This window comes from Mesorhizobium sp. M0408 (genome assembly GCF_040321495.1).
Lineage (GTDB): Bacteria > Pseudomonadota > Alphaproteobacteria > Rhizobiales > Rhizobiaceae > Mesorhizobium.
Window position 1 is genome coordinate 201,315 of the sequence record NZ_JAMYRO010000003.1, and the last position, 26,011, is coordinate 227,325.

At 61.9% G+C, this 26,011-nt stretch carries 28 protein-coding genes and 1 tRNA gene; 12 read left to right on the forward strand and 17 right to left on the reverse strand.

Translation table 11 applies throughout. The features are described from left to right. Positions 1 to 154 precede the first annotated feature (154 nt). On the forward strand, positions 155 to 1,012 hold the full coding sequence (locus NKI67_RS05020; RefSeq protein WP_023678069.1) for a mechanosensitive ion channel family protein: 858 nt from the start codon (positions 155 to 157) through the stop codon (positions 1,010 to 1,012). Between the two features lie 29 nt (positions 1,013 to 1,041). Here the strand turns inward: NKI67_RS05020 and NKI67_RS05025 are convergent, their stop codons facing one another. The 5 genes from NKI67_RS05025 to obgE form a co-directional block, all read right to left on the reverse strand. Next, a complete protein-coding gene (locus NKI67_RS05025; protein ID WP_023678070.1) occupies positions 1,042 to 2,331 on the reverse strand; it encodes an MFS transporter in 1,290 nt (429 codons plus the stop codon). A gap of 74 nt (positions 2,332 to 2,405) precedes the next feature. After that, entirely contained in the window at positions 2,406 to 2,993 is a 588-nt protein-coding gene (locus NKI67_RS05030; protein ID WP_352644676.1) for a nicotinate-nucleotide adenylyltransferase, read from the reverse strand. Positions 2,994 to 3,243: 250 nt separating this feature from the next. Next, positions 3,244 to 4,530, reverse strand: a complete 1,287-nt coding sequence (locus tag NKI67_RS05035; RefSeq protein WP_352644598.1) for a glutamate-5-semialdehyde dehydrogenase — start codon at positions 4,528 to 4,530, stop codon at positions 3,244 to 3,246. 13 nt (positions 4,531 to 4,543) lie between these two features. Beyond that, on the reverse strand, positions 4,544 to 5,698 hold the full coding sequence (gene proB / locus NKI67_RS05040; RefSeq protein ID WP_023678073.1) for a glutamate 5-kinase: 1,155 nt from the start codon (positions 5,696 to 5,698) through the stop codon (positions 4,544 to 4,546). 2 nt (positions 5,699 to 5,700) lie between these two features. Next, a complete protein-coding gene (gene obgE / locus NKI67_RS05045) occupies positions 5,701 to 6,732 on the reverse strand; it encodes a GTPase ObgE (protein ID WP_352590050.1) in 1,032 nt (343 codons plus the stop codon). A gap of 171 nt (positions 6,733 to 6,903) precedes the next feature. Here obgE and NKI67_RS05050 point away from each other — a divergent pair, with 171 nt between their 5' ends. Then, entirely contained in the window at positions 6,904 to 7,773 is an 870-nt protein-coding gene (locus NKI67_RS05050) for an endonuclease/exonuclease/phosphatase family protein (RefSeq protein ID WP_023678075.1), read from the forward strand. Between the two features lie 10 nt (positions 7,774 to 7,783). On the opposite strand, the gene NKI67_RS05055 is transcribed toward NKI67_RS05050, so the two are convergent. From NKI67_RS05055 to NKI67_RS05065, 3 genes are all read right to left on the reverse strand, one after another. Continuing rightward, the gene (locus NKI67_RS05055; RefSeq protein WP_023678076.1) at positions 7,784 to 8,371 is read right to left on the reverse strand and encodes a GNAT family N-acetyltransferase; all 588 of its coding nucleotides are present in this window, start codon (positions 8,369 to 8,371) and stop codon (positions 7,784 to 7,786) included. A 120-nt stretch (positions 8,372 to 8,491) separates the two neighbouring features. Beyond that, the gene (gene rpmA / locus NKI67_RS05060; RefSeq protein ID WP_023678077.1) at positions 8,492 to 8,761 is read right to left on the reverse strand and encodes a 50S ribosomal protein L27; all 270 of its coding nucleotides are present in this window, start codon (positions 8,759 to 8,761) and stop codon (positions 8,492 to 8,494) included. A 98-nt stretch (positions 8,762 to 8,859) separates the two neighbouring features. Next, on the reverse strand, positions 8,860 to 9,567 hold the full coding sequence (locus NKI67_RS05065; RefSeq protein ID WP_023678078.1) for a 50S ribosomal protein L21: 708 nt from the start codon (positions 9,565 to 9,567) through the stop codon (positions 8,860 to 8,862). A gap of 338 nt (positions 9,568 to 9,905) precedes the next feature. Between NKI67_RS05065 and NKI67_RS05070 the strand changes: the two genes are divergently transcribed. Continuing rightward, positions 9,906 to 9,995, forward strand: a tRNA-Ser gene (locus tag NKI67_RS05070). 212 nt (positions 9,996 to 10,207) lie between these two features. Here the strand turns inward: NKI67_RS05070 and NKI67_RS05075 are convergent. The 4 genes from NKI67_RS05075 to NKI67_RS05090 all read right to left on the reverse strand — a co-directional run bounded on the left by NKI67_RS05075 (position 10,208) and on the right by NKI67_RS05090 (position 13,614). Beyond that, positions 10,208 to 10,540, reverse strand: coding sequence for a hypothetical protein (locus NKI67_RS05075; protein WP_352634284.1), 333 nt, complete (start codon positions 10,538 to 10,540; stop codon positions 10,208 to 10,210). A gap of 284 nt (positions 10,541 to 10,824) precedes the next feature. Next, positions 10,825 to 11,685, reverse strand: coding sequence for a hypothetical protein (locus NKI67_RS05080; protein ID WP_502897414.1), 861 nt, complete (start codon positions 11,683 to 11,685; stop codon positions 10,825 to 10,827). Between the two features lie 53 nt (positions 11,686 to 11,738). After that, a complete protein-coding gene (locus NKI67_RS05085; protein WP_352644600.1) occupies positions 11,739 to 13,007 on the reverse strand; it encodes a DEAD/DEAH box helicase family protein in 1,269 nt (422 codons plus the stop codon). Between the two features lie 454 nt (positions 13,008 to 13,461). Next, positions 13,462 to 13,614, reverse strand: a complete 153-nt coding sequence (locus NKI67_RS05090; protein WP_352590059.1) for a hypothetical protein — start codon at positions 13,612 to 13,614, stop codon at positions 13,462 to 13,464. A 515-nt stretch (positions 13,615 to 14,129) separates the two neighbouring features. Between NKI67_RS05090 and NKI67_RS05095 the strand changes: the two genes are divergently transcribed. Genes NKI67_RS05095 through NKI67_RS05115 form a run of 5 tightly spaced genes read left to right on the forward strand, consistent with a single transcriptional unit; the run spans position 14,130 to position 18,910 of the window. Next, a complete protein-coding gene (locus tag NKI67_RS05095) occupies positions 14,130 to 15,143 on the forward strand; it encodes an ABC transporter substrate-binding protein (protein WP_352595960.1) in 1,014 nt (337 codons plus the stop codon). Between the two features lie 29 nt (positions 15,144 to 15,172). Beyond that, the gene (locus tag NKI67_RS05100) at positions 15,173 to 16,222 is read left to right on the forward strand and encodes an ABC transporter substrate-binding protein (RefSeq protein ID WP_352595957.1); all 1,050 of its coding nucleotides are present in this window, start codon (positions 15,173 to 15,175) and stop codon (positions 16,220 to 16,222) included. A gap of 46 nt (positions 16,223 to 16,268) precedes the next feature. Next, positions 16,269 to 17,279: an ABC transporter substrate-binding protein gene (locus NKI67_RS05105; RefSeq protein WP_352595954.1), complete on the forward strand. Its 1,011-nt coding sequence runs from the start codon at positions 16,269 to 16,271 to the stop codon at positions 17,277 to 17,279. Positions 17,280 to 17,321: 42 nt separating this feature from the next. Next, positions 17,322 to 18,329, forward strand: a complete 1,008-nt coding sequence (locus tag NKI67_RS05110; protein ID WP_352595952.1) for an ABC transporter substrate-binding protein — start codon at positions 17,322 to 17,324, stop codon at positions 18,327 to 18,329. Continuing rightward, positions 18,326 to 18,910 (forward strand): SCO family protein, encoded by a 585-nt coding sequence (locus tag NKI67_RS05115; protein ID WP_352644602.1) that lies wholly within the window; start codon positions 18,326 to 18,328, stop codon positions 18,908 to 18,910. The genes NKI67_RS05110 and NKI67_RS05115 overlap by 4 nt, the downstream gene beginning before the upstream one ends. On the opposite strand, the gene NKI67_RS05120 is transcribed toward NKI67_RS05115, so the two are convergent. Continuing rightward, positions 18,885 to 19,274: a hypothetical protein gene (locus tag NKI67_RS05120; protein ID WP_352644604.1), complete on the reverse strand. Its 390-nt coding sequence runs from the start codon at positions 19,272 to 19,274 to the stop codon at positions 18,885 to 18,887. The genes NKI67_RS05115 and NKI67_RS05120 overlap by 26 nt on opposite strands. A 144-nt stretch (positions 19,275 to 19,418) precedes the next feature. Between NKI67_RS05120 and NKI67_RS05125 the strand changes: the two genes are divergently transcribed. Genes NKI67_RS05125 through NKI67_RS05135 form a run of 3 tightly spaced genes read left to right on the forward strand, consistent with a single transcriptional unit; the run spans position 19,419 to position 23,054 of the window. Continuing rightward, complete coding sequence (locus NKI67_RS05125) at positions 19,419 to 21,530, forward strand: GAF domain-containing protein (protein ID WP_352644606.1); 2,112 nt, start codon at positions 19,419 to 19,421, stop codon at positions 21,528 to 21,530. Between the two features lie 14 nt (positions 21,531 to 21,544). Continuing rightward, on the forward strand, positions 21,545 to 21,892 hold the full coding sequence (locus NKI67_RS05130; protein WP_246501742.1) for a response regulator: 348 nt from the start codon (positions 21,545 to 21,547) through the stop codon (positions 21,890 to 21,892). Between the two features lie 13 nt (positions 21,893 to 21,905). Then, complete coding sequence (locus NKI67_RS05135) at positions 21,906 to 23,054, forward strand: response regulator (protein WP_352634335.1); 1,149 nt, start codon at positions 21,906 to 21,908, stop codon at positions 23,052 to 23,054. On the opposite strand, the gene NKI67_RS05140 is transcribed toward NKI67_RS05135, so the two are convergent. The 3 genes from NKI67_RS05140 to NKI67_RS05150 all read right to left on the reverse strand — a co-directional run bounded on the left by NKI67_RS05140 (position 23,051) and on the right by NKI67_RS05150 (position 24,432). Next, positions 23,051 to 23,434 carry a DUF4062 domain-containing protein gene (locus tag NKI67_RS05140; RefSeq protein WP_502902158.1) on the reverse strand — a complete coding sequence of 128 codons (384 nt, stop codon included), beginning with the start codon at positions 23,432 to 23,434 and terminating at the stop codon, positions 23,051 to 23,053. The two genes, NKI67_RS05135 and NKI67_RS05140, sit on opposite strands and share 4 nt — an antisense overlap. Next, on the reverse strand, positions 23,382 to 23,537 hold the full coding sequence (locus tag NKI67_RS05145; RefSeq protein WP_352634290.1) for a DUF4062 domain-containing protein: 156 nt from the start codon (positions 23,535 to 23,537) through the stop codon (positions 23,382 to 23,384). Before NKI67_RS05145 ends, NKI67_RS05140 begins: the two co-directional genes overlap by 53 nt. 223 nt (positions 23,538 to 23,760) lie before the next feature. Further along, on the reverse strand, positions 23,761 to 24,432 hold the full coding sequence (locus NKI67_RS05150) for a Crp/Fnr family transcriptional regulator (RefSeq protein WP_352634292.1): 672 nt from the start codon (positions 24,430 to 24,432) through the stop codon (positions 23,761 to 23,763). Positions 24,433 to 24,656: 224 nt separating this feature from the next. Between NKI67_RS05150 and NKI67_RS05155 the strand changes: the two genes are divergently transcribed. Next, positions 24,657 to 24,818, forward strand: coding sequence for a hypothetical protein (locus NKI67_RS05155; protein ID WP_167522729.1), 162 nt, complete (start codon positions 24,657 to 24,659; stop codon positions 24,816 to 24,818). Between the two features lie 580 nt (positions 24,819 to 25,398). Here NKI67_RS05155 and NKI67_RS05160 read toward each other — a convergent pair. Then, positions 25,399 to 25,920: a GNAT family N-acetyltransferase gene (locus NKI67_RS05160; protein WP_352634294.1), complete on the reverse strand. Its 522-nt coding sequence runs from the start codon at positions 25,918 to 25,920 to the stop codon at positions 25,399 to 25,401. Positions 25,921 to 26,011: the final 91 nt, after the last annotated feature.

A 26,011-nucleotide genomic window follows, 5' to 3' on the forward strand; every position in this document is an offset into this window, starting at 1 on the left:
ACTGCTTAGATAGGCAGAGTTAGGTTGCAGTTTCAAGACACCGCTCGCAAGCAGGCACCCGGCAGCGGCCGAATATCCGGCTTTTCGGGCCAGAAAATCGGAACCGCCTCGCCCCGCAGCGGTTATCGGCTCATCCACGAACCGGAATCCCGACATGCCGATCGATCCCCAGAACGCTCTCCTCACCGTGCAATCCGGCCTGGCGCAACTCAGCACGCTGATCGTCTCCTACTCGCTTTCGGCGGTCGGCGCCGTCATCCTGCTGGTCATCGGCTACATCGTCGCCGGCCTCGCCGAGCGTTCGATCTATGCCGGCCTCGGCCATATCAGCGGCTTCGACGAAACGCTCCGCCATTTCTTCTCGCAGGTCGTCCGCTACGCCATCCTGGGACTGGTCGTAATCATGGTTCTCGGCCAGTTCGGCGTGCAGACGGCTTCGATCATTGCCGCTATCGGTGCCGCCGGCCTGGCCATCGGCCTGGCGCTGCAAGGCACGCTGCAGAACATTGCCGCCGGCATCATGCTCCTGGCGCTGCGGCCGTTCCGCATCGGCGAATATGTCGAAGTCGGCGCGATATCCGGCACCGTCGAGGAGATCGGGCTGTTTGCCACAACGCTGAGGACGGTCGAAGGCGTCTACGTGCTTGCACCCAACTCGACCCTGTGGAACCAGCCGGTCCGCAATTTCACCCGCAACGGTGTGCGCCGCGGCGACATCACGCTCAGCATCGGCTCCTGGAACGACATCGATTTTGCGCAGAAGACCATGCTCGGTGTCGCCGCCGCCGACCGACGCGTCAGGCGGCAGCCGGCGCCGATCGCCTTTGTCGCGACTGTCGGCGACAGCACCGTCGCCATCACCTTGCGCTACTGGACGGCGGCTGCCGATTTCTTCGCCGCCCAGATCGACCTCACCAAGAGCGTCAAGCAGGCGTTCGATGCCGAAGGCCTTTCAATCCCGGCGCCGGCGCCGCAAGTGCCGCAGCCGGAGGCCTCAGCCACGCAGCAATAGAGCATTTGAACCCGGCCGGCAGATGGCCCTCAAAGCTCTCCGCGCCCGCGCTGATCTTCGGGCGCGAAGGCGAGATCGACAGGCAACGGCGCCTGCGCCGTCATTGGCGCGAAACTGCCGGTCTCGGTGGCGGGCACCGGCCGAACCATGACGACGCGCCAGAGAACGAACAGGCAGTAGGCTGTGGCAATGACGATTGCCACATAGATGAAGGCCTGCGTGCCGTAGACGGCGGAAAGTCCGGTCACAATGCCGGGTACGACGAAGCCGGACAGCGACCAGGCAAACAAAAGCGAGCTCGACAACGCCACCATGTCGTCCTTGCCGGCGCGGTCGCCGGCATGGGCGCTGGCAAGCGAATAGATCGATTCCGAGGCGCCGTCCCAGACCACATAGATGACGAGCAGCACCGCCAGCGCGCCGCCGTCGAAACCGAGGGCAAACAGGCCCGCCGCGGCGGCAAGCGCCGACGCCGCGATCAGCACAAAGCGCCGGTCGGTGCGGTCGGAAATCCAGCCGAGCGGAATCTGCAGGATCAGCGTGCCGACCGGCATTGCCGAAAGCAGCAAGGCGACGTCGGCCTGGCTGTAGCCCTTGGCCGTGGCATGGATCGGCGCAAAACCCGAGATCGTCATCGACAGGCCGCCGACGGCAAGCATACCGGCAACGCCGACCGGGGAGATCCGCCAGGCGCGGCCGAGCGCCACGGACGCCGCTTGCGGCGCCGGCGGCTGCGCAAGCCGCGTCAGCCCGACGGGAAGGATCGACAGCGCGGTGAAGGCAATGCCGATCAGCGGCGCGTCGGCCGCGCGGATATCGATCAACGCCAGCGTCGAGTAGCCGACGCCGAGCCCGGCGACGTAGGCAACGTAGAAGATAGCCATGACCCGGCCGCGGATGGCGTTGGCGACGACATCGTTCAGCCAGCTCTGCGCGACAATGAACAGGCCGCATATGGCAAAGCCGTAGAGTGCCCGTGCAGCGATCCATGGCAATGGGTGCGGCCCCGCGCCGACCGCGGCGTTGGACAGCACGATCAGCGCCGACAGCACCATGAACACGCGGGCATGGCCGACACGCCGCACCAGCGGCCCGGTCAGGATGCAGCCGGCGAGGCCGCCAGCCGAAAGGCCGGTGACGATCAGCCCCGCCCATGTCGGATCGAAGCCCTCGGCGCCGAGCCGGACTGGGATATAGGCGAACATCAGCCCATTGCCGACGGCGATCAGCGCCATCGACAAAAGGATGCTGGCAATGGCGATCGACGGCGCCGGCTGCCCTAGACCGTTCTTGTCCTGGTCGCGCTCGAGAATCGTCATGACCGAGGATCGCCCATCAAGCAGGTCAAGGCAGCGGCAAAAGCGACATCACCGGACTTGCCTTCCGCGCCGGTTCAGCCCTTTGCCACCTTGCGGATCGCGCTCGACGACAGCGACGAACGCGGGCCGTGGATGAAGGTCCAGGCCGGCGCCGTCATGCGGGCGAGCCGCGGTGCGTCGCCCTCGTCGACGCGGGCATAGTCGAAGGTCTTGGCGCCCACCGCCGACAGGAACGACCGCGTCGCGCCTGGCCGGTCGACCCCCCCGATCGGGAACGGCATGACGATGCGGCGCCAGCGCTGCCAGCGGTGGAAGTCGCGAAGCGAGTCGGCGCCCATGATCCAGACAAAATCGACGCCCGGGTTACGCGCCTTGACCAGCGCCAGCGTGTCGGCGGTGAAGCGGACGCGGTGGGCCGCCTCGAATGCGGTGACCTTGATCTTCGGGTTCTTCGCGATCTTTTCGGATAGCTGCAGCCGCTCGGCCAGCGGCGCCAGGTCTCCGGCATTCTTGAGCGGATTGCCGGGCGTCACCATCCACCACAGCTGATCGAGCGCAAGGCGTCTGAGTGCGATCTCGGCGACCAGCGCATGGCCGGCATGCGGCGGGTTGAACGAACCGCCGAACAGCCCGACCGCCACGCCTTTCCCGGCATGCGGCATCTTGAGATAGCGGGAGGATATGGCATGTTCGGACAAGGCAAGCATGCGTCAGGCACCCCCCTCTGCCGCGCCGGGCATCTCCCCCTCAAGGGGGGAGATTGTCAGCTTCATCGCAGGCGCAAATCTTGCAACGCCGCCGATTGGCGAAATCAGAAATGACAGCCAATCTCCCCCCTTGAGGGGGAGATGTCCGGCAGGACAGAGGGGGGTGGCTGGGCGCACGCCTCTCAGGCTCGGACTGTGGACGGATTCAAGGCCTCACCTGTCCCGACCCGCGCACGCGATATTTGAACGAGGTCAGTTGCTCGACGCCGACCGGCCCGCGTGCATGCATCTTGCCGGTGGCGATGCCGATCTCGGCGCCCATGCCGAACTCGCCGCCATCGGCAAACTGGGTCGAGGCGTTGTGCAGAAGAATCGCCGAATCGACCTCGTTGAAGAACCGGTCGACCGCTGTGGCGTCCTCGGCGATGATCGCCTCGGTGTGATGCGAGGAAAACGTCTCGATATGCTCGATGGCGCCGCCAATGCCGTCAACCAGCTTCACCGCAATGATGGCATCGAGATACTCGGTCACCCAGTCTGCATCGGTCGCGGGCTGGGCATCGGCATAAAGCCTCAGCGCCTCGGCATCGGCATGGATCTCGCAGCCTGCCGCCCGCAAGGCCTCGAGGATCGGCACCAGGTGCGTGCCGGCGGCGGCACGGTCGACCAGCAGCGTCTCGGCAGCACCGCACACCCCGGTGCGCCGCATCTTGGCATTGACCGCGATCTTGACCGCCATGTCGAGATCAGCCGATCGGTCGATATAGAGATGGCAGATGCCCTCGAGATGCGCGAAGACCGGCACCCGCGCCTCGTTCTGCACACGCTCGACCAGGCTGCGGCCGCCGCGCGGAATGATGACCTCGAGATTGCCGGAAAGTCCTTTCAGCATTTCGCCGACGGCGGCGCGATCGGTAGTCGGCACCGATTGTATGGCATCCTCCGGCAGCCCGGCTGCCTTCAGCCCCTCGACCAGGCAGGCATGGATAGCGGCGGAAGAATTCGCCGAATCCGAGCCGCCGCGCAGGATCACCGGATTGCCCGCCTTGAGGCAGAGCGCGCCGGCATCGGCGGTCACGTTAGGCCGGCTCTCATAGATGACGCCGACGACACCGAGCGGCGTGCGCACCCGTTCGATATGCAACCCGTTCGGCCGGTCCCATGCGGCAATGACATCGCCGACCGGATCGCGTAACCCGGCGATCTCGCTGATACCGTCTGCCATGGCGCGGATGCGGGCGGGATCGAGCTTCAGCCGATCCATCGACGCTGCCGATAGGCCAGCCTCCCTGCCATTTCTGATGTCGATGGCATTGGCGTCGAGGATGTCCTGCTCATGCCGAAGGATCGCCTGAGCCATGCCGAACAGCGCCGCGTGCTTGCGCTCGGCCGCAGCGATGGCCAGCGGGCGGGCCGCGGCACGCGCGCGGCGGCCGATATCGGCCATCAGCGCCACGGTATCATCCCGGGATTTTTCATGCAGCGTCAGCATGGCTCATCCTCCGCTATGTAACCTGGTCACCGACTACTTGCTCGCCACCGGCATGGCTCACCACAAGATCGTCGCGGTGGATCATCGCCGAACGCGCCTCGTAGCCGAGCACGGTTTCGATCTCTGTCGTCCTCAGCCCAGCGATCCTTACGGCATCGGCGGCATCATAGGCAACCAGCCCGCGCGCGATCTCGCGGCCCTCGGGCGACAGGATCGCCACCGTGTCGCCACGCGCAAAATTGCCGCTGACCAGTTTGACCCCGGCCGGCAGCAGCGACTTGCCGGAGAGCAGCGCGCCGATGGCGCCGGCATCGACGGTCAGCCGGCCGGCCGGTTCGAGCTGCCCGGCGATCCAGGTCTTGTAGCCCTTGACCGGATTGGCGCTCGGCCGGAAGAAGGTGGCACGCTCGCCGCGCTCGATTGCCAGCAGCGGCGACAGCCGCGTGCCCGATGTGATGATCATGGCGGTGCCAGCGGCGGTCGCGATCTTGCCGGCGTCGAGCTTGGTGCGCATGCCGCCGCGCGACAATTCCGAAGCAGCGGCACCCGCCATCGCTTCGATGTCGGGGGTGATGCGGTCGACGACCTGAATGAATCGAGCTTGCGGGTCACGCGCCGGCGGTGCCGTGTAGAGCCCGTCAACGTCGGAGAGCAGCACCAAAAGGTCGGCGCCCATCATAGTGGCGACGCGCGCCGCCAGCCGGTCGTTGTCGCCATAGCGGATTTCGGAGGTGGCCACCGTATCGTTCTCGTTGATGACCGGCACCGCCTTCATCTTGAGCAGTGTCGAGATCGTCGCCCGCGCGTTGAGATAGCGGCGGCGCTCTTCGGTGTCGCCGAGCGTCAGCAGGATCTGGCCCGATTTCAAGCCATTCTTGCCGAGCGCATCCGACCAGGCGCCGGCCAGCGCGATTTGCCCGACGGCGGCCGCCGCCTGACTCTCCTCGAGCTTCAGCGCCCGCTTGCCGAGGCCGAGAATGGTGCGGCCAAGTGCAATCGCGCCCGAAGACACGACGAGAATTTCGGCGCCGCCATTGGCCAGCACGGCGATGTCGTCCGCAAGCGAGGCCAGCCAGTCGCGCTTCAGGCCCGTCGTGCGGTCGACAAGCAGCGCCGAGCCGATCTTGACGGCAATGCGCCGATAATTTTTCAGCGATTGCGCGGCCATGGCTATGTGTTCCAGCGCGTCTCGACCGGCGCAGCGACAGCCTCGCGTGCATCGGCCACCACAGCGATCAGCGCGCGCAGCACCGCCTCGACGCCTTCGCCGGTGACTGCCGAAAGCAGCATCGGCGCGCGGCCGGCGGCACGTTTCAGCGAGGCGGTCTTTTTCTTGCGTGCGTCGGCATCGAGTATGTCGACCTGGGAAAGCGCGACGATCTCGACCTTGTCGGTCAGGCCGTTGCCGTAGGCTTCGAGTTCGGCACGCACGGTCTTGTAGGCATTGGCCGGATTTTCTTCCTGCGCCGAGACAAGATGCAGAAGGACACGCGTGCGCTCGACATGGCCAAGGAAGCGGTCGCCGATGCCGACACCTTCATGCGCGCCTTCGATCAGGCCCGGAATATCGGCAATGACGAATTCGCGACCGTCGATGCGGGCCACGCCAAGGCCCGGATGCAGCGTGGTGAAGGGATAGTCGGCGATCTTCGGCTTGGCCGCGGTGACCGCCGCCAGGAAGGTCGACTTGCCGGCGTTGGGCAGCCCGACAAGGCCGGCATCGGCGATCAGCTTCAGCCTGAGCCAGATGTTGAGCTCTTCGCCCGGCAGTCCGGGATTGGCGCGGCGCGGCGCCTGGTTGGTCGAGGTCTTGAAGTGCTGGTTGCCGAAACCGCCATTGCCGCCCTTGGCCAACAGAAAGCGCTGGCCGACGACCGTCAGATCGCAGATCAGCGCCTCATTGTCCTCGGCAAAGACCTGTGTTCCGGCCGGCACTTTCAGCGTTACGTCGGCACCCTTGGCGCCGGTCATGTTGCGGCCCATGCCGTGCGTCCCGGTCTTGGCCTTGAAATGCTGCTGGTAGCGATAGTCGATCAGCGTGTTCAGCCCATCGACCGCCTCGACCCAGACATCGCCGCCGCGACCGCCGTCGCCGCCGTCCGGGCCGCCGAACTCGATGAACTTTTCGCGCCGGAACGACACCGAACCGGCGCCGCCGTCGCCGGAGCGGATGTAGACCTTGGCTTGATCGAGAAATTTCATCGGATTGTATGGTTTCTGCTATTGGCTTTGCGGGATTGCTCTAAACCAAGGCGGGTCGAAGGGCGAGGGCCGTTTTTGCTACTGTACCGTCGCGCGTAGCTCTGGACGCGTAGCATTTGGTTGACCCTTGCCGAAAATCGATCCTCGGCTTTCCAAGCGCGAGATGTCGGAATGAAGCTGGTTACTTACAATATCCACTACGGCGTCGGCCTCGACGCCCGCTATGATGTCGGCCGTATCGCCGATGCCGTGCGCGGCGCCGACGTGATCGCGCTGCAGGAGGTCACCCGCGCCAACCCGAAGAATGGCGGCCGCGACATGGTGGCCGACCTCGGCGAGGCGCTGCCCGACTATTTTGCCGTCTACGGCAGCAATTTCGAAGCCGACGCCGGCTCGCGCCTGGAGAACGGCCGCGCCATCACGACCACCTTCCAGCTCGGCAACATGGTGCTGTCGAGGACGCCGATCCATCTGTCGCGCAATCTCCTTTTGCCGCGCAGCCGCAGTGTCGAGGCGATGAACTTCCAGCGCGGCGCGCTGGAGGCGCTGATCGAAACGCCGCTTGGTCCGATCCGCTTCTATTCCACCCATCTCGACCACCGTAGCCCGGTTGAACGGCTGAGCCAGATCCGCTTTCTGCGCCAGCGTCTGTTGAAATACCCGCTCGAGGGCGGCGGGCTCTCCGGCGTCGCCGAGATCGGCTTGCCGGACCTGCCTTGTCCCGAAGCCTTCGTCGTCATGGGCGACTTCAACATGCTGGCCGGATCGCCGGAACATGTCGAACTCGCCGGCCAGCCTGACCATGAATTCGGCATGCCGGTGACCGCCGACCTCGCCATCGATGCTGCCACCCGCCTCGGCGCTGCCGGCGCCGATCTCGTCACCTGGGTCGACCCCAAGCGGCCGGGCGATACCAGCCGCTACAAGCGCATCGACTACATCTTCACCAGCGCCTCGCTTGCCAAATCGCTGAGGCGCCTGTGGGTCGACCGGCAAGCGGCCGGTTCGGATCACTTGCCGATCTGGCTCGAGATGACGTGAGCCGCATCCATCAAAAATGCACCCAGTTCCGCAGGCTGGTCCAGGTCTTGCGATCGAGGCGGTAGCGCTCGACCGGCACCTGACCGGCAACGATCGAATTCAGCATGCCCTGGCCGGCATACTGGAAGCCGCATTTGTGGATGACCCGGCGCGAGGCCGGATTGATAACCCGCGTCGAGGCGTGCAGCACCTGGATCGTGGTTCTCTGGAAGGCAAGGTCGACCAGTGCGTGCGCTGCCTCCGTCGCGTAGCCGCGTTTCCAGTACGGCTCGCCGATCCAGTAGCCGAGCTCCAGCCCACGATCCGTGGTGTTGAGCCCGGCACAGCCGACGAAGGTCTCGGTGCCGGCCAGCGTCAGCGCATAGGCGATTCCGGCCCGGCGCGATGCCGTCATGGCCAGGAAAGCGCGTGCCTCCGCCTCGCCATAGGGATGCGGCATGCGGGCCAGCATTTCCGCGACATGGCGGTTGTCGGCGAGCGCCACCAATTGCTCGATGTCGCTCTCACGCGGGGCACGCATAACCAGCCGCTCGGTGACCAGGACCGGGCAATCTATCGTGTAACTTTCGTCGTCTGTCGCTTCCGCTTCGGCAACCATATCAAAGTCCTCCAGGCACAAGAAAAAGGGGAGATGGAAACCCATCTCCCCTGATCCATTTCCTGGCTTGGCCAGACACCGGTTCCCGAGATGGGTGCCGGTGTTCTCGTGCGGAACCGGCTACTCCGCTGCCTTCGTCATCGGGTTCACCGATACGTAGGTTCGGCCATTGGCTTTTTTGTTGAAGGTGACTGCGCCAGCTTCGAGCGCAAACAGCGTGTGGTCCGTGCCAATGCCGACATTGGTGCCGGGATGCCACGTCGTGCCACGCTGACGAATGATGATGTTGCCCGGAATCACGGCTTCGCCGCCGAACTTCTTCACGCCGAGCCGCTTGGAATGGGAGTCGCGACCATTGCGCGACGATCCGCCAGCTTTCTTGTGTGCCATCTAACTACTCCGATGCGCCGCGAGGCGCCTAAACGATCTTATGAACGCGTTCGCGTTCCGTTTCAAGTCCGATCCGGCGACGATTGCGCCGGTTCGTTCTACTTCTTCGCCAATTCCTTGGCCTGCTCGCGCCAGTCCTTGATCTGGTCGGCGCTGAACGGCATGTGCTCGTCGATCTTGGCGACGTCCTTGTCGGACAGCTTGGCGATCTGGGCAAAGGTGGTGATGCCCTGTTCGTTGAGCTGGCCGGCGGCGACCGGGCCGATGCCCTTGATCACGGTCAGGTCGTCCGGCTCGCCCTTCGGCGCCTTGAACAACGGCGCGGCGGCTTCGGCAGCCTTGTCCACGGTCGTCTCGGCCTTGGCTTCCTTCTTCGGCGCAGCCTCTGCCTTCGCTGCTGCCTTCGGCGCGGCTTCAGCCTTCGCCTCGGTCTTGGCTGCAACTTCGGCCTTCGCTTCGGTCTTGGCGGCGGCCTTCTTCGCCGGCTTGGCGCCACCCAGCAGGATTTCGGCAATCCTGACGGTGGTCAAAAGCTGGCGATGGCCGATCTTGCGGCGCGAATTCTGCCGGCGGCGCTTCTTGAAGGCGATGACCGTGCGGTTCTTGCCTTGCTCGACGACTTCGGCGGTGACCATCGCACCATCCACGAACGGCGCGCCGAACGTGACGTTTTCGCCTTCGCCATGCGCGAGCACATTACCGATCTCGACGATGTCGCCGACATTGGCTTCGAGTTTTTCGATCTTCAGGAGATCGTTGGCGGCAACGCGATACTGCTTGCCGCCCGTTTTGATGACTGCGAACATTTTTTGCCTTTCGCTGTTCGGTCGGCCTTGATGAACCGCTTCAGGCGGTTCGGCCGTCTTTTTGTCAGTCTGCGGGTTCAAAAAACAAGCGGCGCGGAAGATCCCTCCACGCCGATTGCGCGCTGTCCCTAACCGAAGGTTCGGCTTGAGTCAAGGCAAGCGCCGCGGGCAAGCTGCGAATGGGTTGAGCCCAGTCCTAGCAAATATCGAGCAGCGGCTGCCGGAGGCTCGAAGGAAGCACGGACAGAAGCTGCGGCGCCGGGGCAGATTGGCCCTTGTAACCTGCCTGTCCAGCCGTTATCTAGTGCGCCGCGCCGGCAACGGCGGACCATGACCGCGGAGAGGTGGCAGAGTGGTCGAATGCACCGCACTCGAAATGCGGCATGGGTGCAAGCCCATCGGGGGTTCGAATCCCTCCCTCTCCGCCACATTTCACCTCTCAAATCTTCACCTAACTGATTGAATTTACTCGCTAATTCGCCGTTTTGGTTTGCGCCACCGGGCGACTATTTGCACTTTTAGCTCTGGTTTTAGCTCTAGAATCTGCTCTGGTTTCTGGCGGAGAAAGGTCCGCCGGTGGCTCTTGTAGGAGTATGGGCAAACAAATCAAACTCAGGCGGCGCGGTAGGGGCGGCACGCTCTATGTCGTCCGCGATGTCACGGCGCGCAGGTTGGGTGCAAAGCCACCGGCTTCATGTGCTGGCGTGAGGCAGACGGCATGCCCTTGTGGTCGGTCGATATCAGGTTGAGTTGATGCCTGCTGAGGTGGAAAGTTGACGACCAATTCACTAGCTTCCGGCATAACCAAAGGATCGAGCACAGATGTGGGGTGGCCTTCGAATTTTATTCGATATTGCACCGTGGTTTGTGCTGGCTCTGATTTTTGCAGTTGTGGTCGTAACGATTGTTCGCCGCATGCGCCATTGAAGGGCGGGCGGTAGCGGGCGCGGTCGATTACCGGGGCGATAGGCATTCGCGGACGCCGGAGGCTCCAGCCAGCAGCGTTTCAAGGTTAAGTGCAGATTTCGGGACAATTTCTCAGCCCGAAGGTGAGGTCGGTGAGGTCTGGTTCCCTTACGCAAGTGACGCGAAAAAAACTCGTTGTCCGGAGAGACGGTGAGAACCAGCTACCCAACACATGATGATTTTTTTGGGTGACTATGCCCGACAGAAGCAGACCTCACCGACCTCACTCACCAGCCTCGATGGGCACCTCGTAGAAGCACCACCGGGCACCGTCCTTCTGCCGTTTACCCTTCACAAGTTCGACCCAAATCGTTTCATCCGTTCCCGATTTCGTGAGGGTGTAGGTGTCGAGAATTGCCAATGTAGCGAGCAACGGCCCTCTCGTCTCACGTCTCCGAACACGTCATCGATCTTGAGACATCCATACTGGAGGGCTCCGTTGTCGTAGGCGATGTTATCTGCTGCCGCCTTCACGTCCTTCAGCAGCTTGCGCAGAGCCGGGTCGTCAAAGATTTCCACTGCCTTATCCTTGGCCGCCTCTCGCGCCTTGCGCTGCTCCAGCTCCGGCGCGTCCTGGCCCACGCGGGCTGCAAGCGCATCCGGGTCGACGGCATCGAGTAGGCGCCCTGCCAAACCCGCGAGATCGACGCCGCCCGTCACTTTTGTGATTGCCGCGCGATCCTTGTCGCTGATCCTTTGGTCAAGAGCGGCCAGACGGGCCGCAAGGGTTGCGAAGGCGTCATCGTCCCGCCGTCCGGCGGCGATCTCGTCGATCAGCCGATCGAATCCTATGACCCGGTCACGATCGAGAGGTTGCGATACCGTCTTGAGGCTTTCGGAAACGCCAACCGCGTCGACCAGTACGAAACGCGTCTTTGCTTCGGCGTCCGGAGTGACCTCGCGCAGTTTCTCCGGCGATATCGTGCGGGCGCCACGTCCTTTCATCTGCTCGAAATAAAGCTCCGAACGGACATCTCGAAGGAAGATCAGCGCCTCGATCGGCTTGACGTCCGTTCCTGTCGCGATCATGTCGACGGTGACGGCGATGCGCGGGTTGTAGTCGTTGCGGAAGGCGCGGATCAGCTGTTCGGGATCGGCGCCGTCAGTCTTGTAGGTGATCTTCCTCGCGAAGTCGTTTCCCTTGCCGAACACCTCCCGGACCAGCCCAACAATCTCCTCGGCGTGGTGGTCGTCCTTGGCAAATATCAGAGTTTTCGGAACCTCGTGACGGCCGGGGAATAGTTCGGTGAAGAGTGTGTCACGAAAGGATTCGAGAACCGTGCGGATCTGGTTCGGGACCAGGACAGTCCGGTCGATCTGGTCCGGCGTGTATGCGAAATCTTCCGACAGGGTCTCGTAGCGTTCGGCTCGCGTTCGCTTATCGCGTAGCCTGCCTTCACGGTCGACCCGCGTTCACCGATTTCCGTCCGGATGCGGAAGATTTCGAAGCCGACATTGACGCCGTCGACCACCGACCGCTCATAGGGATACTGAGCCACGAGGTTCTTGTTGAAGAAGCCGAGCGTGTGAAGGGAGGGGGTCGCGGTGAGGCCGACCGTGAAGGCATCGAAGTATTCGAGCACTTGCCGCCACGTGCCATAGATCGACCGGTGGCATTCGTCGGTGATGACCAGGTCGAAGCTCTCGATCGGGATCGAGGGATTGTAACTGATCAGCCGTTCAGTCGACGGGCCGGACTGCTCGAATGACGAAATCTCCTCGTCCTCTTCGGCAAGCTCCGTGCCGGTCAGCACTGAGTAGACGCGCTGAATAGTCGCGACCACCACTTGTGAATCCTTGTCCAGCCCCGCCGCGCCGAGTTTCTGGACGTTGTAGATCTCTGAGAAGGATCTGCCTGTTCCCGGCGGGCGGTAAGCGAGAAACTCGTCACGAGTCTGGCGGACAAGGTTCGCTCGGTCCGCCAGGAACAGGATGCGCCGGAAGCCGGAATGCGCCAGCAGCCTATAGCTCAACGTGCAGGCAGTGAATGTCTTCCCGGCGCCCGTGGCCATCTGGACGAGCGCCCGCGGCTTGTTCACCGCCAGCGACTGCTCAAGAGCAGCTACAGCGTCTACTTGGCAGGCACGCAACCCAGTTGGATCGACCGGTGGCATTGACTGCAGCCGGGCACGAAGTGTCGTGGTATCCTTGATCCAGCGTTCAAGTGTCTCCGGACGGTGGAACGAGAACACGATGCGTGATGTGGAATCCGGATCGGCGTGGTCCCTGAAGATCGTTTCCGAGGATGAGGCAACATACTCGAAACGTACCTGTCCATCCGACCGCACCAGATGGCTTGGCGCGCCCGCCATGTAACGCGCCGCCTGCTCGGCGAAACCTGAAAGCGTTGATCCGTCAGGCTTGGCTTCCACGACGCCGCACAGGATTCGTGCTACGAACAGGGCATAATCGACGGGACCGCTAGCGGTCTGGAATTCCCGGACGGCGACGCCAAGGCCCGCTCCCAGGTTCATCTCGGCGCGGGTCTGCACCACCCACCCGCACAACAACAGACGCCGATCAATCTGGGATCGCGCCCTGTCTTCCGGATGAAATGCCCCCTCGTTCATTCGCGCACACTATGATGTGCAACCCTTCGGCGAAAGCCCGTTAGACGTTCGAAATGTTTCAACTGACTGTCTCACGGCGACTCTTCTACCGTGCGGGACTTAACAATCAGCTTTGCCGGCCAGCGGCTTTCCCTTCAGTCAAGCGTCCTGTTCTCGACGCAAAGGCAGGTTTAGCGGTTAGCTCAGGCCTCGAAGATTTCACCCCTACACAGACTTTGTTGGCGGACGGCTCAATTGCGCCGATAGTGTTGAAAAGTCCGCCACCGAGGCCGTAGGGCTGCGCGGATAGAATTTCGTTCCGCAAATGAATTGCCTGTGAATCTTGATTCCAGCAGTACGCCCAGCGAGAAATGCCTTTCTACTTCAGAGGTATGCCCTCCGGAGCACCAGACTTTTTCAACAAAATCCGCCAGGAGCGGTCATTGCCGAGCAGATACTCTAAGGTCGCGTTCTGGTCGAAATGGGCCGAGAGCAGACCGGCAGCTTCGCCGCGATATTCAACAGCGGACATTCAGGTTGGTGTGGGCATCGTCGTGACCTGACCCAAAGCCGCCCTTCATGAGCCCATTTCGCTGCCCGATAGCTGACATTCACCGCGACCAGCATTCCTGACCCTTTCGGGACCTTCCGAGGCCGATTTTCCTTCCCGGAACCAGACGTTAAGCGCAACCAGTACTGATGACCCTGTGCAGACCTTTGCGTCGATGACTCGGCCCGGCCGCAGTAAACTCGAAGTGGCCATTCTGAACCGCGCAAACAGTCTCCCTGACAGCGAGGTGCTGGCGGGACGTTTGGCGGAGTAAGTTTTGCGCTCGCAACCAACGCAAATTGGGCGTACCGTGGCATATCGTCGGTTGCTAATACTGGGCCGGCGACTGAGAGCGCAAGACTCCCGCATCAAGACTCTGGGCGCGCTCGTAATTCGCTGTGTTCGGCGCGCTCACAAGACTGTCTGTCACTGCCGGAACCTCTTTTGCTCGGTTCCGGCCAGAATTGCCATTTGCGATTCGGAAGAGGAGCGTTCGGATGCAGATCATGCAAACCCGCCGCCGATTCCTGGCCGGCGCTGCAGCGGTAAGCGCTGCCGGTATTGTCGGTCTTCCGGAGTCGCTTCACGCGGAACCGCCGCTGGAAACGACCACGGTTCGGCTGCCGCGGTGGGTTGGTGGTTCCTACTGCTGGGCCGGCGCGTACATCGCCGGAGAACTGATGCGCGCAGATGGCTTCACCGACGTTCGCTACGTAGAAGCCGACAGAAGCGTCGACCAATCGGAGTGGATCGCACGCGGTGAGACGGATTTCTCGGTCAACTTTCCGCCGAACCAAATCGCGTCGATCGATGCCGGCGTGCCGATCAAGGTGCTAACCGGGTTGCACTCGGGATGCCTCGAACTGATCGCCAAGGAGAGCATCCGCAGCGTCACGGATCTGCGGGGCAAGAGGGTGGGCGTTGATGGTTTCAACAACTCGCGACACGTGTGGCTGTCCCTCATGTCCGGCTATGTCGGGCTCGATCCCGTCAACGATATCCAGTGGGTCTTGACTGAGGGCGTCAAGCCCACGGAACTCTTCGTCCAAGGGAAGATCGACGCATTCCTCGGCACGCCGCCCCAGCCGCAGGAGCTGCGCGCCAAGAAGATCGGCCACACCATCCTCAACAATGCCGTCGACCGCCCATGGTCACAGTATTTCTGCTGCATGATCTCCGCGACGTCGGACTACGTGAATAGGTACCCGGTGGCGACCAAGCGGGTCTTGCGATCCATCCTCAAGGCGGCTGACCTCTGCGTGTCGAATCCGCAGCGGGTGGCTCGGCAGATGGTCGATCGCGATTTCGTCCCATCGTATGACTACGCGCTCCAAACGCTGAAGGATATCCGGTACGACCGGTGGCGGGAATTCGATCCTGAAGACTCCCTGCGGTTCTACACACTCCGCATGCAGGAGACGGGCATGATCAAATCGAGCCCGCAACAGATCATCGCCGACGGAACGGACTGGCGCTTCCTCGACGAGTTGAAGCGTGAGCTGAAAACCTGATCCCATTTGTCTCAAGGGGAGACGTGGACATGGAAATCATCCAGAGCCGCCGGCGCTTCCTGGCCGGCCTTTCGGCAGCCGGCGCCGCGAGCCTAGTCGGGGTCCAGCAATCGCTCCCCTCAGAGCCACCGCCGGAAACGACTAGCGTCCGCAGGCGAGCCGCTGCGGAGCCACCGCCTGAGACGACGCGGATCCGGCTCGTCCGGATTCCCAGCATCTGTCAGGCCCCCCAGTATGTAGCCGAAGAACTGCTGCGCAGCGAAGGGTTCACTGAGGTGCACTACCTCCAAAAAGAGGGGACCGCAGACATCGCGCCGGCCCTCGCCTCTGGTGAAGCCGACCTCAGTGCGCATTTCGCCGCCCCGCTCCTTCTCAGCCTGGAAGCGGGGGATCCCATCGTCATCCTGGCAGGACTCCACGTCGGCTGCTTTGAGCTGTTCGGCACCGATCGCATCCAGTCGATCCGCGACCTCAAGGGGAAGACCGTGGCCGTGCCAGCGCTAGATTCCAGCCGATACGTCTTTCTCGCCGCTATGACGGCTTATGTAGGCCTGGACCTCCATAAGGACATACACTTCGTCACGCATCCGGGACCCGAGTCCATCCGGCTCCTAAGTGAGGGGAAGATCGATGCCTACCTAGGCTTTCCCCCCGAACCGCAGGAGATGCGGGAGCGGCAGATCGGCCATGTGGTGATTAGCAGCACCGTGGACCGGCCCTGGTCGCAATACTTCTGCTGCATGCTGGCTGGGAACCGGGAGTTCGTCCGCACGTATCCGGTGGCCACCAAACGCGCCCTCCGCGCCATCTTGAAAGCGGCGGATTTCTGCGCCAGCGAGCCGGAGCAGTCCGCGCAGTACTTGGTGGAGCAGGGCTATACTAGGCGCTATGACCATGCCCTCCAGGTCATAAAGGGGCTCCCCTACGGTTGGCGTGGGTATAGCGCTGAGGACACCCTGCGCTTCTACGCCTTGCGCCTCCACGAGGTCGGGATGCTCAAGAGCACCCCCCAGAAGCTCTTGGCCCAAGGCACCGACTGGCGCTTCTTCAGCGAACTGAAGGAGGAGTTGAAGACGTAGGCAATCGCCATCATGCCGTGCGCCCTATCGAGGGAAGGAGTGGCTTATGCAGATCATCCAGAACCGCCGCCGTTTCCTAGCCGGCGCTGCGTCAGCCGGCGCCGCGGGCCTTATCGGCACCTCTACGCAAGCCTGGGCTGAGCCGCTGCCGGAGACCACCTCGGTCCGCCTGCCGCGGTACATCGGCGGCGCCTATTGCTGGGCGGGCCTGTACCTCGCCGGAGAGATGCTGCGCGCCGAGGGATTCACCGATGTCCGCTATGTGCAAGGTGACAAGAAGGTTGATCATTCCGCGTGGATCGCAAACGGCGAGACGGATTTCAGTGTGAACTATGTGCCGATTCATCTGGCGTCGATCGATGCAGGAGTGCCGATCAGGGTACTAAGCGGACTGCACTCCGGGTGCCTCGAACTGATCGCCAACGACAGCGTCAAAGGCGTCTCGGACCTGCGTGGAAAGCGGGTTGGGGTCTTTACGCTTGATTCGCCGCAACACGTGTTGGTTTCTCTGATGGCCGCCTATGTTGGGCTCGATCCCGTCAACGACATCGAATGGGTCATCGAAGAGCACAATTTTGCGGAAGGCTTCGTCGAAGGAAAGTACGATGCAGTGCTCGGCCAACCGCCCCGCACGCAGGAACTTCGCTCCAGGAAAGTAGGCCACACAATCCTCAACTCGACCACCGACCCGCCGTGGTCGCAGCACTTCTGCTGCATGATTTCCGCGACTGCGGATTATGTAGACAGATACCCGGCGGCGACAAAGCGCGTCCTGCGGTCCATCCTCAAGGGCGCCGACCTCTGTGTCTCAGATCCGTCATGGACTGCAGGGCAGCTGGTCGATCGAGGTTTCGTCCCCAGCTACGAACTCGCGCTGCAAACGCTTGGCGACCTCCGGTACGACAGATGGCGGGATTTCGATGCCGAAGCCTCGATGCGCTTCTACGCGCTGCGCATGTACGAAACGGGCATGATCAAGTCGAGCCCGCAAGAGATAATCGCCACCGGAACGGATTGGCGCTTTCTCTATCAACTAAAGCAGGAGTTGAAGACGTAGGCAATCGCCGAACGTCGTGTCCCATCAGGGAAGGAAAGGCTTATGCAGATCATCCAGAACCGCCGCCGTTTCCTCACAGGCCTGTCCGCGCTCGCAGGTGTGGGTCTTGCAAAGGGCCGCAACGCGGCCGCCGCCGAAGCGGCACCTGAAACCACAATCGCCCGCTTTGCGGCGGCGCCCGGTATCTGCATTGCTCCGCAGTACGTCGCCGAGGATCTGATCCGCGCAGAGGGGTTCTCAGATTTCGGCTTCGTGGCCGCCGAAGCTGGTATCGCCCAGACCGAGATGCTGGCGCGCGGCGACATCGACTTCGGCATTGACTTTGCCACGGCCCTAATCATTCCAGTCGACACTGGCGCCCCGATCAAGGTGATCTCCGGAGTGCATGTCGGCTGCTACGAGTTGTTCGGACGCGAGGACATCAAGAGCATCGCGGATCTCAAGGGCCGCAAAGTCGGCGTCGGCGGCAATCTATCGTCGGATCCGCATATCTTCGTCAGTGCCATGGCGACCTATGTCGGCCTCGATCCGCAACGCGACATCGAATGGATCGTCGGCGAGGCAAAGCCGGCGGAGCTCTTCGCCGAGGGCAAGGTCGACGCCTTCCTGGCTTTTCCGCCTGAGGCTCAAGACCTCCGCGCCCGCAAAGTCGGCCACGTCATCCTCGACAGTTCCAAGGACCGGCCGTGGTCGCAATATTACTGCTGCATGCTGGCGGTCAACGCTGCGTATGCCGAGAAAAATCCAGCTGCCACCAAGCGCGTCATCCGGGCCATCATCAAATCGGCCGACATCTGCGCGGCCGAACCGGAACGGGTGGCACGCCTCCTGGTGGATGGCGGACACACCGAACAATACGACTACGCCGTGCAGTCGCTCCGCGAGCTCCCATACTCTGATTGGCGCGACTTCGATCCCGAGGACACGATGAGGTTCTTCTCGCTGCGGCTGCATGAAGCCGGGATTGTCAAGTCGAACCCAAACGAGATCATCGCGAACGGCACGGATTGGCGCTTTTTCAACGAGGTCAAGCGCGAGATGAAAACGTGAGCGAGTGGGCGGCGCGCATCTTGCTGCTGGCGCTGATGGCCGGGCCGGCACACGCGCACGACGCGCCGCACGACGAGCGCCTGCCGACGATCGGACAGGCGCCGGACTTTACCTTGGTATCGCAGGACGGTGTGCGTGTGTCGCTGCACGACTTTCGCGGCAAGGTGGTCGCCGTTTCATTCATCTATACGTACTGTACCGACGTCTGCCCCATGCTGACCGCCCATATGGCCAGCGTGCAGGAAAAGTTGGGTAGTGCATTCGGACCGAAAATCGCCTTCGTTTCGATCACCGTCGACCCGGAGCGCGACACGCCCGATGTTTTGAAGGAATATGCGCAGAATTTTGGCGCCGATCTGAAGGGCTGGTCGTTTCTTACCGGTGATCCGGCGATTGTCCATGAGGTTGGACGGAAATACGGGGTCATCGCGAAGAAGGCGGCGAACGGAGATGTCGACCATAACTTGTTGACGTCGCTCGTGGACCCCGGTGGCATCTTGCGAGTACAGTATCTTGGTGTCCGGTTCGACCTGGAGGAGTTCCGGGATGACCTTCTCAGCCTCTTGGACGAATCCAAATAGCATAACGAACCGGCTCGTTGGCTGGGTTGCCCGGCTGCCGGCGCGCGTCCAGACCAAGCTCTTGATCGCGTTCCTGTCGATTGTCGGCCTGCTGATCGTGCTCGGGGCCGTCGGGTTGCAGGTGCTGAGTGGGGTCAATGATCAAACAAACGAGCTGATCAAGTTGCAGCGCCGGATAGCAGCCTATCGCCAGGTCCAGCACGATACGACCACCCAGCTCTACGGCATCTCCACCGCCCTTTTGCTTCAGGACGACCGGATGCTGGATGCGGCGCTGCGCCAGCTCAACCAGTTCGGCTACGACCTCGACCGCATGGAGTTCGTCGCCAAAGCCGAGGTGGAAGTGCTTGGCCAGGTCAGGCAAGAGTACGAACGGCTGACGGCCGGGGTGACGCACGTGGCAGAGCTCGTCCGCGCCGGCCGCACTGAGGAGGCGCGCAAGGTTCAGCTTGATGAAATCATACCGTCGGCTGATAGCCTCGAGCGGCTGACAAACCAGCTGGTCAACATGGCCGAGGCCGACATGGTAGTGGCCATCGAAACGACCGAGGGTGCGTACGGCACGTCCAGACTGATCGTGGTCTCGTTTGCTGTGGGCAGTATCCTGCTGGCGTTGGGGCTCGGCTACATCATCTCCTGGTCGTTGATCGAACCGGTCAAGAAGATCGAGACGCGCCTCAGCCAGATAGCGGCCGGCGACTTCGCCCAACAGGTTGCCGTCGCCAATCGCGACGAACTTGGAGTGCTCGCCGCTAACGTCAACCAGACCTCCGACCAGCTGGGGCGCCTGTATCAGGAGATTGAGACACGCACCCAGCAGCTCGACGAAGCCCTTCAGCAGCAGACAGCCACTGCAGACGTTCTGAAGGTCATCAGCCGCTCTACCTTCGATCTGCAGGTCGTGCTCGATACGTTGGTGGAATCGGCTGTCAGGCTCTGCCGTGCCGACAAGGGTGGTATCGTGCAGTTGCTGGATGGCGTATTCCGCTATGTGTCGACGCATGGCTACCCGCCCAGTTTCCGTGCTTATGTCGACGCCAATCCACTTCCCGCGCTCGCCGCAGGCCGAGGCTCCGCCGTAGGGCGCGTAATCGAAGAACGGCGGATCGTGCAAATCGAAGACGTGACCGCTGATCCGGACTACCGCGTTGCCTTGATCGCTGAGGCAGGCGGATTCCGCACCGTCCTCGCTGCCCCGCTGTCGCGGGAAGGTGATCTCGTTGGCGTATTCGTCATGACGAGGGTTGAGCCGCAACCTTTCAATCTCAAGGAGATCGCGCTCGTCGAGACATTTGCCGACCAGGCGGTGATCGCCATCGAGAATGCGCGGCTCTTCGAGGCGGTGCAGTCACGGACGCGCGAGCTTGCCGCGTCTGTTGGTGAGCTCGAGGCGCTTGGTGAAGTGAGCAAGGCGGTCAATTCGACGCTGGATCTCGACACGGTGCTGAAAACGATCGTCGCCAAAGCGGTCCAGTTGTCGGAGACGGATGCTGGCACCATCTACGTGTTCAGCAGCACGCGGCAGCAATTCCGTCCGCGCGCAAATTTCGGTATGAGCGATGAGCTTATAGCCGCAGTCTCACACCAGACGATCGGGCTGGCCGACATGGGGATCGGCGACGCACCCGAGCGCTGCATGCCGGTGCAGTTTCCCGACCTCAGCGAGGAGGCCTCATCCTTCCTTGTAAGAAAGACGATCGTCGAAGCCGGATATCGCGGTATCCTGATCGTTCCGCTGCTGAGGCCCAACAAGATCGTCGGTGCACTGGTCGTCAGGCGCTACAAGCCAGGTGCCTTCCATGAGCAAGTTGTCCACCTGCTGGAGACCTTCGCAGCCCAATCGGTGCTCGCGATCCAGAATGCCAAGCTGTTCCGTGAGATCGAGGAGAAAAGCCGGGAGCTGGAGGCAGCTAGCCGCCACAAGTCCCAGTTCCTCGCGAATATGAGCCACGAACTCAGGACACCGCTCAATTCGGTCTTGGGTTTCACAGAGCTGCTGGTCGACGGCATCTACGGCGAACTCCCGGACAAGGCAAAGACGACCGTCGCGCGCGTGCAGGCAAACGGTCGTCACCTCCTCGGGCTCATCAACGACGTACTCGACCTTTCCAAGATCGAAGCCGGCCAGCTCACACTGGCGATCGAGGACTACTCCGTCGCGCAGATTGTTCGATCGACAGTTACGGCTGTAGAGCCGCTGGCACGAGCGAAGGGTCTTGAGCTTTCAACGACTGTTGCCGAGAACCTTCCAATCGGCCGCGGGGACGAACGCCGTTTGACGCAGGTCCTGCTCAATCTTGCAGGCAACGCCGTCAAGTTCACCGAAACGGGTGCGGTCGACATTCTTGCCGATGCGGTCGACGGGCACTTCGAGATGACCGTCCGAGACACCGGTCCCGGCATCGCGTCCAAGGACCAGGCTCTCATCTTCGAAGAATTCCAGCAGGTCGACAACAGCAGTACCAGGCAGAAGGGCGGTACGGGTCTTGGCCTGGCGATCTCGAAGCGCATCGTCGAAATGCATGGCGGAACCATAGACGTCGAGTCCGTGATCGGGTCAGGGTCGACATTCCGTCTCAAGGTACCAATCCGGGTGAATGAGGACGTGAGGGCCGCATGAGCAAACGAATCCTGATGGTGGAAGACACCGAGGACAACCGCCAGATCATCCGCGATCTCATTGCTACCACCGAATACGAACTGATCGAGGCGGCGGACGGCGCCGCCGGCATCGCTGCAGCAGGAGCGCACAGGCCAGACCTGATCCTTATGGACATTCAGCTCCCGGTGATCGACGGGTATGAAGCGGCCCGCCGCATCAAGGCCGACCCGGCGCTCCGGCACATTCCGATTATCGCCGTCACCTCCTACGCGTTGTCGGGCGACGAGGCGAAAGCCCTTGCTGCTGGGTGCGATGGTTACATTGCCAAGCCCTTCAGTCCGCGCCAGCTGCTTTCCGAGATTCGCGGGTTCCTTTCTTGAGGGAGGCAGCGCTTTGCACGATCCGCCTCGCATTCTCGCGGTCGACGATACTCCGGAAAACCTCGAGATCCTGCGCATGCGCCTCGAGGCGAATGGCTACGAAGTTGCAACCGCCGCCGATGGGGAAGAGGGGCTTGCGAAAGCCCGCGAACTCACGCCGGATCTGATCCTGCTCGACATCATGATGCCGAAGCTCGACGGCATCAGTGTGGTACGCATGCTCAAGCACGATCAATCGCTGCGGTCGATCCCCGTTATTCTGGTCACCGCGAAAGCCGACACGCGCGACGTGGTCGATGGGCTGGACGCCGGTGGCGACGACTATCTGACAAAGCCCTTCGAGCACAGGGCGCTGTTAGCGCGGGTGCGCTCGATGCTGCGTCAGAAGGCGCTTCACGACACTGTCGCGAGCCAAGCCAAACGCCTTGAGGACCAAGCCGCGCAACTTTCCGACTGGAACCGCTCGCTCGAGCAAACCGTGGCCGACCAGGTGACGGAGCTCGAGCGAATGGCGCGGCTTAGGCGGTTCCTGCCCGAACAGGTCGCCGACCTCATCGTTGCGGCGGGCAATGGAGATGCGCTCTTGCAGAGCCACCGTCGCGAGGTGACCGTTGTCTTTTGCGATTTGCGCGGCTTTACTGCCTTCGCAGAGACCGCCGAACCCGAAGAAGTCATGACCGTTCTTGCCGAGTATCATTCCTGTCTTGGTGAACAAATTGTCCGCCACGAGGGGACTCTCGAGCGGTTCGTGGGCGACGGTATCGTCGTGGTTTTCAACGATCCACTGGCATGCGCCGACCACAGCGAGAGAGCTGTCTCAATGGCTGCTGCAATGCGCGACGCGATTGACGAGCATTCAGAGCGATGGCGCAAGCGCGACTATTTGCTTGGCTTTGGGATCGGCATTGCCAGGGGCCACGCAACCATCGGGCGCATCGGTTTTGATCAGCGCTCGGACTATGCCGTCATCGGCACTGTGTCGAACCATGCCGCCCGATTGTGCGAGGAGGCCAAATCGCGCCAGATTCTTGTTAGCCAACGGGTCCTCGGCGCTGTCGAGTCGCTGGTCGAATCCGTTCTTGTTGGCGAACTGACGCTGAAGGGTTTTCGCCGCCCGATGCCTGCCTATGAAATCGTGCGGTGGATCGGTCGGCCAAGCTAGAAGGGCGGGCCGCCGCTCAGACCACGGTCATAACGTCTAATAGCCATCGCAACCTTACCCGCCAAATCGTCCTTGTTGCGCCAATATTTAACGAGCTTCTTTTCATACAGCTTTCGGAATCTCTCGAGTTTGGCCTTTTTCTCGAACTCGACCTTTTCCGCGGCCCACGTCTTGCGAGCACCGCCTTCGAGCAAAAACGCCACGGTAGGCACGCCTTGGGCGACGGTGTACTCGTACTCCATCTGGGTGTAGCTCTTACCCTTCAACTCTGAGCCGTACCGCTCCGCTACGATGAGTACGTAGTAGTCGCTGTCATCGATGCGCCGCTTAATGTAATCCCATTGAGTGTCGTCGCTGGCTTGGAATGCCTCCATCCCCACAGGAATATGCCCGAGGGTTAAGAACGGCCTCGATGACCGACCGTCTTTCGTCCACCAAATCGGCATAGGTCGAGCTGACGAAGATTTGGTATTTAACGTCCATGCGGCTTCACCCTTCGATCCGCCCTTGTAAGTCTGCAAGCAGGCTGGGGATAACGTTCCGTGCCCGCATCAAGAAGCCGAGTCATGATTCTTGCAAGGGGTGAAGCGATCAAAGCCCGACCCGCGCGCTGGCACGCTAGGTTGCCCGGTTTGCCGGAAGGAATAATCACTTGCGGCGAGGAGTATGAAACGTGCGGTGCCCCCCGCCGCAGCGACAGCCTTCGCTATTCCTTCTTGTCGACCAGCGCCCGTAGTGCCGAGACGTCATGCAGCAATAACCTGCTGCCGCGCTTTTCGATCAGGCCTCTCTTGGCGAGGTCGCTCATTTCGCGCGAGACCGCTTCCCTGTGCGTGCTCATCGTTGCCGCCAGCTCGGAATGCGTCGGTGCCGGGCTTATGGACACCTCGCCGTCCGCGAGTGCGGCTTTCTCCGCCCGATGCAGGAGCTCGACGATCAGCCGTTTTCGCACGACCAGAGTGCTGTATTCGAATACCCGCTCGGTCATGCGCCGGAGCTGGGCAGACAGATGCTCAAGCAGCATCCAGGCAAAAGTCGGGTGGGTCATCACGATATCCCGGAATGCTGTGCCGGACAGCCGTGCAGCGCGGGTTGCCTCCAGCGCGACTACGCTGGCAGAGCGTGCAATCCCGTCAATGCCTCCGAGCTCCCCGAAAATGTCACCCGGTTCGACATCGCGATACGCTATCTCCCTGCCGTCCGCTGAAACCAGTGTCACGCGAGCCCGTCCTTCCAGCAGGAAGAAGACATCGCGACCAGTGTCGCCGTGGGAAATGATTAGCTCGTTGTGTCGATAGCTGCGCTCGTGCCACCGTTTGGTCAGCGCGGCGAGGTCGGCATCGCAAAGTCTTGAGATGAAGGCCAGAGAGCCTGTCACAACGGTCTCTTGTTCAATCAAGTGTACTTCACCTTACTCCCTATCCAAGGAAATTTGATGGCCGCAGGCCCCGCTTTCCGGGATGCAAACTGGGAGCGGATTTCGCCAATGTTTTCCCCGGTGTGGGAATTCCCACAGCCGAGCCTGGTTCGACTGTCATATCCTTGTTGCAACGTCAGGCCCGCCGGCTCGTGTGCAAGCCGGCGAAGGGAAAGGGAACAGTCATGAAATTCTTGGCTCCCGTCACAAAACTTGCTGCGGGGTTTCGCAAATTCGTCGCGCCGCGCTACCGCCCGGAGCTTTATTACATGCGTGGCCCGGGGCCAGCCACCGCCCGCCGTATGGGCACGCCGCGGCAAAACCAATCCATCGACCACTACGCCTAACTTGCCTCGCGGACGGCTGACGCTCTCGCCCGGAGTGCCATTCGCGCCGTTCCGTACCGGTCAATTCAGATCAATGAAGGGACGATCTGATCATGGTCATAATTCATGCTGCCGCCATTGGTCCATTTCGCAGGTGTTTACGCCTCCGCGCCGAGCGAAAAGCTCTCTTGTCGGCAACGGACCAGTTGAGCCGTTTACCCGATGACGTTCTTGGCGACATCGGCATCTTACGTGACGAAATCATGTGCGCTTTGCGAAGCCGCGCCATCCGTCATGCGGAGGCAGGCGCGGCCGGCACGACGATCGAGCGCACCAGGATCGCTTGGGCCTCGATCCCGAGACGGTTGGCCGCCGGCAGTGGCTACGCCTCGGCCGAGATCCCCTTTGGCTGGTCCGCGAGCGCGCGATCGAGCCTTCTCAGGACCTCGCGTTCGCTCACGCTGACATGCCAATCAAACAGCTGAAAGACGTCTATTTGGATTGCGAGCGGGGAGGCCGCCGGTGCGCTGGGGACGGAAGACGTGATGTACTGTTCGATGCGCGAGTTCCGACTAGGCGCGAGATAGCAGTTTGCGCATAATCAACGATGCATGGCCTTCTGCACCGTGCGACGCGGCCCTGCGATCGACCACTTCGAACCATGTTTGCGGTAAAAGGCCATTGCCCGGTCGTTTCCCTCGAGCACTTCGAGTGCGATGCTCGGGATGCCGGAATGGGCGGCAAAGACAGCGTGCAATATATTAGCGGCTAGCCCGGTGCCGTACTCGCTTTGATCGATGTGGAGCCGGTCAACCATGACGTCGCCGGCTTCATTCATCTTAGCCATCGCGTAGCCGGCAATCGAGCCGTCTGGCCGTTCTGCCACGAACGACATTTTGTTGGTGTCTGTCAGTTCCGCCGCAATCCGCTGCAGCGTGTGATCTTCATCCGAAATCCGGGCCGCGGTCTCGGATGCCGAAGCGCCGTTCGAGTGCTTCGGAAGCCGCCTGGGCGAGTAGAGTCCGACCTCCGCCGCGACTGATTTCAGTGAAATGCCGCGCGAGAGCAACACGGGCGCCGCATCCAGCCTGGCCGCGTCGACGCGATGGAAGGTCCACTTCATACTGCGTTTGTCGATACGGTCACTTAATGTTCCATCGAGCCCGCGCGGTTCGGAACTACGCCAAATCCTCAGCGTGGATTGGGAGGGCAGT

Excerpts from the sequence above, each read along its gene's own strand:
- NKI67_RS05130 (WP_246501742.1), top strand. The coding sequence starts at position 21,545 with ATGGTGGAAGACACCGAGGACAACCGCCAGATCATCCGCGATCTCATT.
- NKI67_RS05085 (WP_352644600.1), bottom strand. The coding sequence starts at position 13,007 with ATGAACCTGGGAGCGGGCCTTGGCGTCGCCGTCCGGGAATTCCAGACC.
- rpmA (WP_023678077.1), bottom strand. The coding sequence starts at position 8,761 with ATGGCACACAAGAAAGCTGGCGGATCGTCGCGCAATGGTCGCGACTCC.
- NKI67_RS05105 (WP_352595954.1), top strand. The coding sequence starts at position 16,269 with ATGCAGATCATCCAGAACCGCCGCCGTTTCCTAGCCGGCGCTGCGTCA.
- NKI67_RS05095 (WP_352595960.1), top strand. The coding sequence starts at position 14,130 with ATGCAGATCATGCAAACCCGCCGCCGATTCCTGGCCGGCGCTGCAGCG.
- obgE (WP_352590050.1), bottom strand. The coding sequence starts at position 6,732 with ATGAAATTTCTCGATCAAGCCAAGGTCTACATCCGCTCCGGCGACGGC.
- NKI67_RS05155 (WP_167522729.1), top strand. The coding sequence starts at position 24,657 with ATGAAATTCTTGGCTCCCGTCACAAAACTTGCTGCGGGGTTTCGCAAA.
- NKI67_RS05145 (WP_352634290.1), bottom strand. The coding sequence starts at position 23,537 with ATGGACGTTAAATACCAAATCTTCGTCAGCTCGACCTATGCCGATTTG.
- NKI67_RS05100 (WP_352595957.1), top strand. The coding sequence starts at position 15,173 with ATGGAAATCATCCAGAGCCGCCGGCGCTTCCTGGCCGGCCTTTCGGCA.
- NKI67_RS05035 (WP_352644598.1), bottom strand. The coding sequence starts at position 4,530 with ATGCTGACGCTGCATGAAAAATCCCGGGATGATACCGTGGCGCTGATG.
- NKI67_RS05025 (WP_023678070.1), bottom strand. The coding sequence starts at position 2,331 with ATGACGATTCTCGAGCGCGACCAGGACAAGAACGGTCTAGGGCAGCCG.
- NKI67_RS05125 (WP_352644606.1), top strand. The coding sequence starts at position 19,419 with ATGGCCGAGGCCGACATGGTAGTGGCCATCGAAACGACCGAGGGTGCG.
- NKI67_RS05160 (WP_352634294.1), bottom strand. The coding sequence starts at position 25,920 with ATGAAGTGGACCTTCCATCGCGTCGACGCGGCCAGGCTGGATGCGGCG.
- NKI67_RS05050 (WP_023678075.1), top strand. The coding sequence starts at position 6,904 with ATGAAGCTGGTTACTTACAATATCCACTACGGCGTCGGCCTCGACGCC.
- NKI67_RS05075 (WP_352634284.1), bottom strand. The coding sequence starts at position 10,540 with ATGCCTATCGCCCCGGTAATCGACCGCGCCCGCTACCGCCCGCCCTTC.
- NKI67_RS05065 (WP_023678078.1), bottom strand. The coding sequence starts at position 9,567 with ATGTTCGCAGTCATCAAAACGGGCGGCAAGCAGTATCGCGTTGCCGCC.
- NKI67_RS05020 (WP_023678069.1), top strand. The coding sequence starts at position 155 with ATGCCGATCGATCCCCAGAACGCTCTCCTCACCGTGCAATCCGGCCTG.
- NKI67_RS05055 (WP_023678076.1), bottom strand. The coding sequence starts at position 8,371 with ATGGTTGCCGAAGCGGAAGCGACAGACGACGAAAGTTACACGATAGAT.
- NKI67_RS05090 (WP_352590059.1), bottom strand. The coding sequence starts at position 13,614 with ATGTCCGCTGTTGAATATCGCGGCGAAGCTGCCGGTCTGCTCTCGGCC.
- NKI67_RS05030 (WP_352644676.1), bottom strand. The coding sequence starts at position 2,993 with ATGCCGCATGCCGGGAAAGGCGTGGCGGTCGGGCTGTTCGGCGGTTCG.
- NKI67_RS05110 (WP_352595952.1), top strand. The coding sequence starts at position 17,322 with ATGCAGATCATCCAGAACCGCCGCCGTTTCCTCACAGGCCTGTCCGCG.
- proB (WP_023678073.1), bottom strand. The coding sequence starts at position 5,698 with ATGGCCGCGCAATCGCTGAAAAATTATCGGCGCATTGCCGTCAAGATC.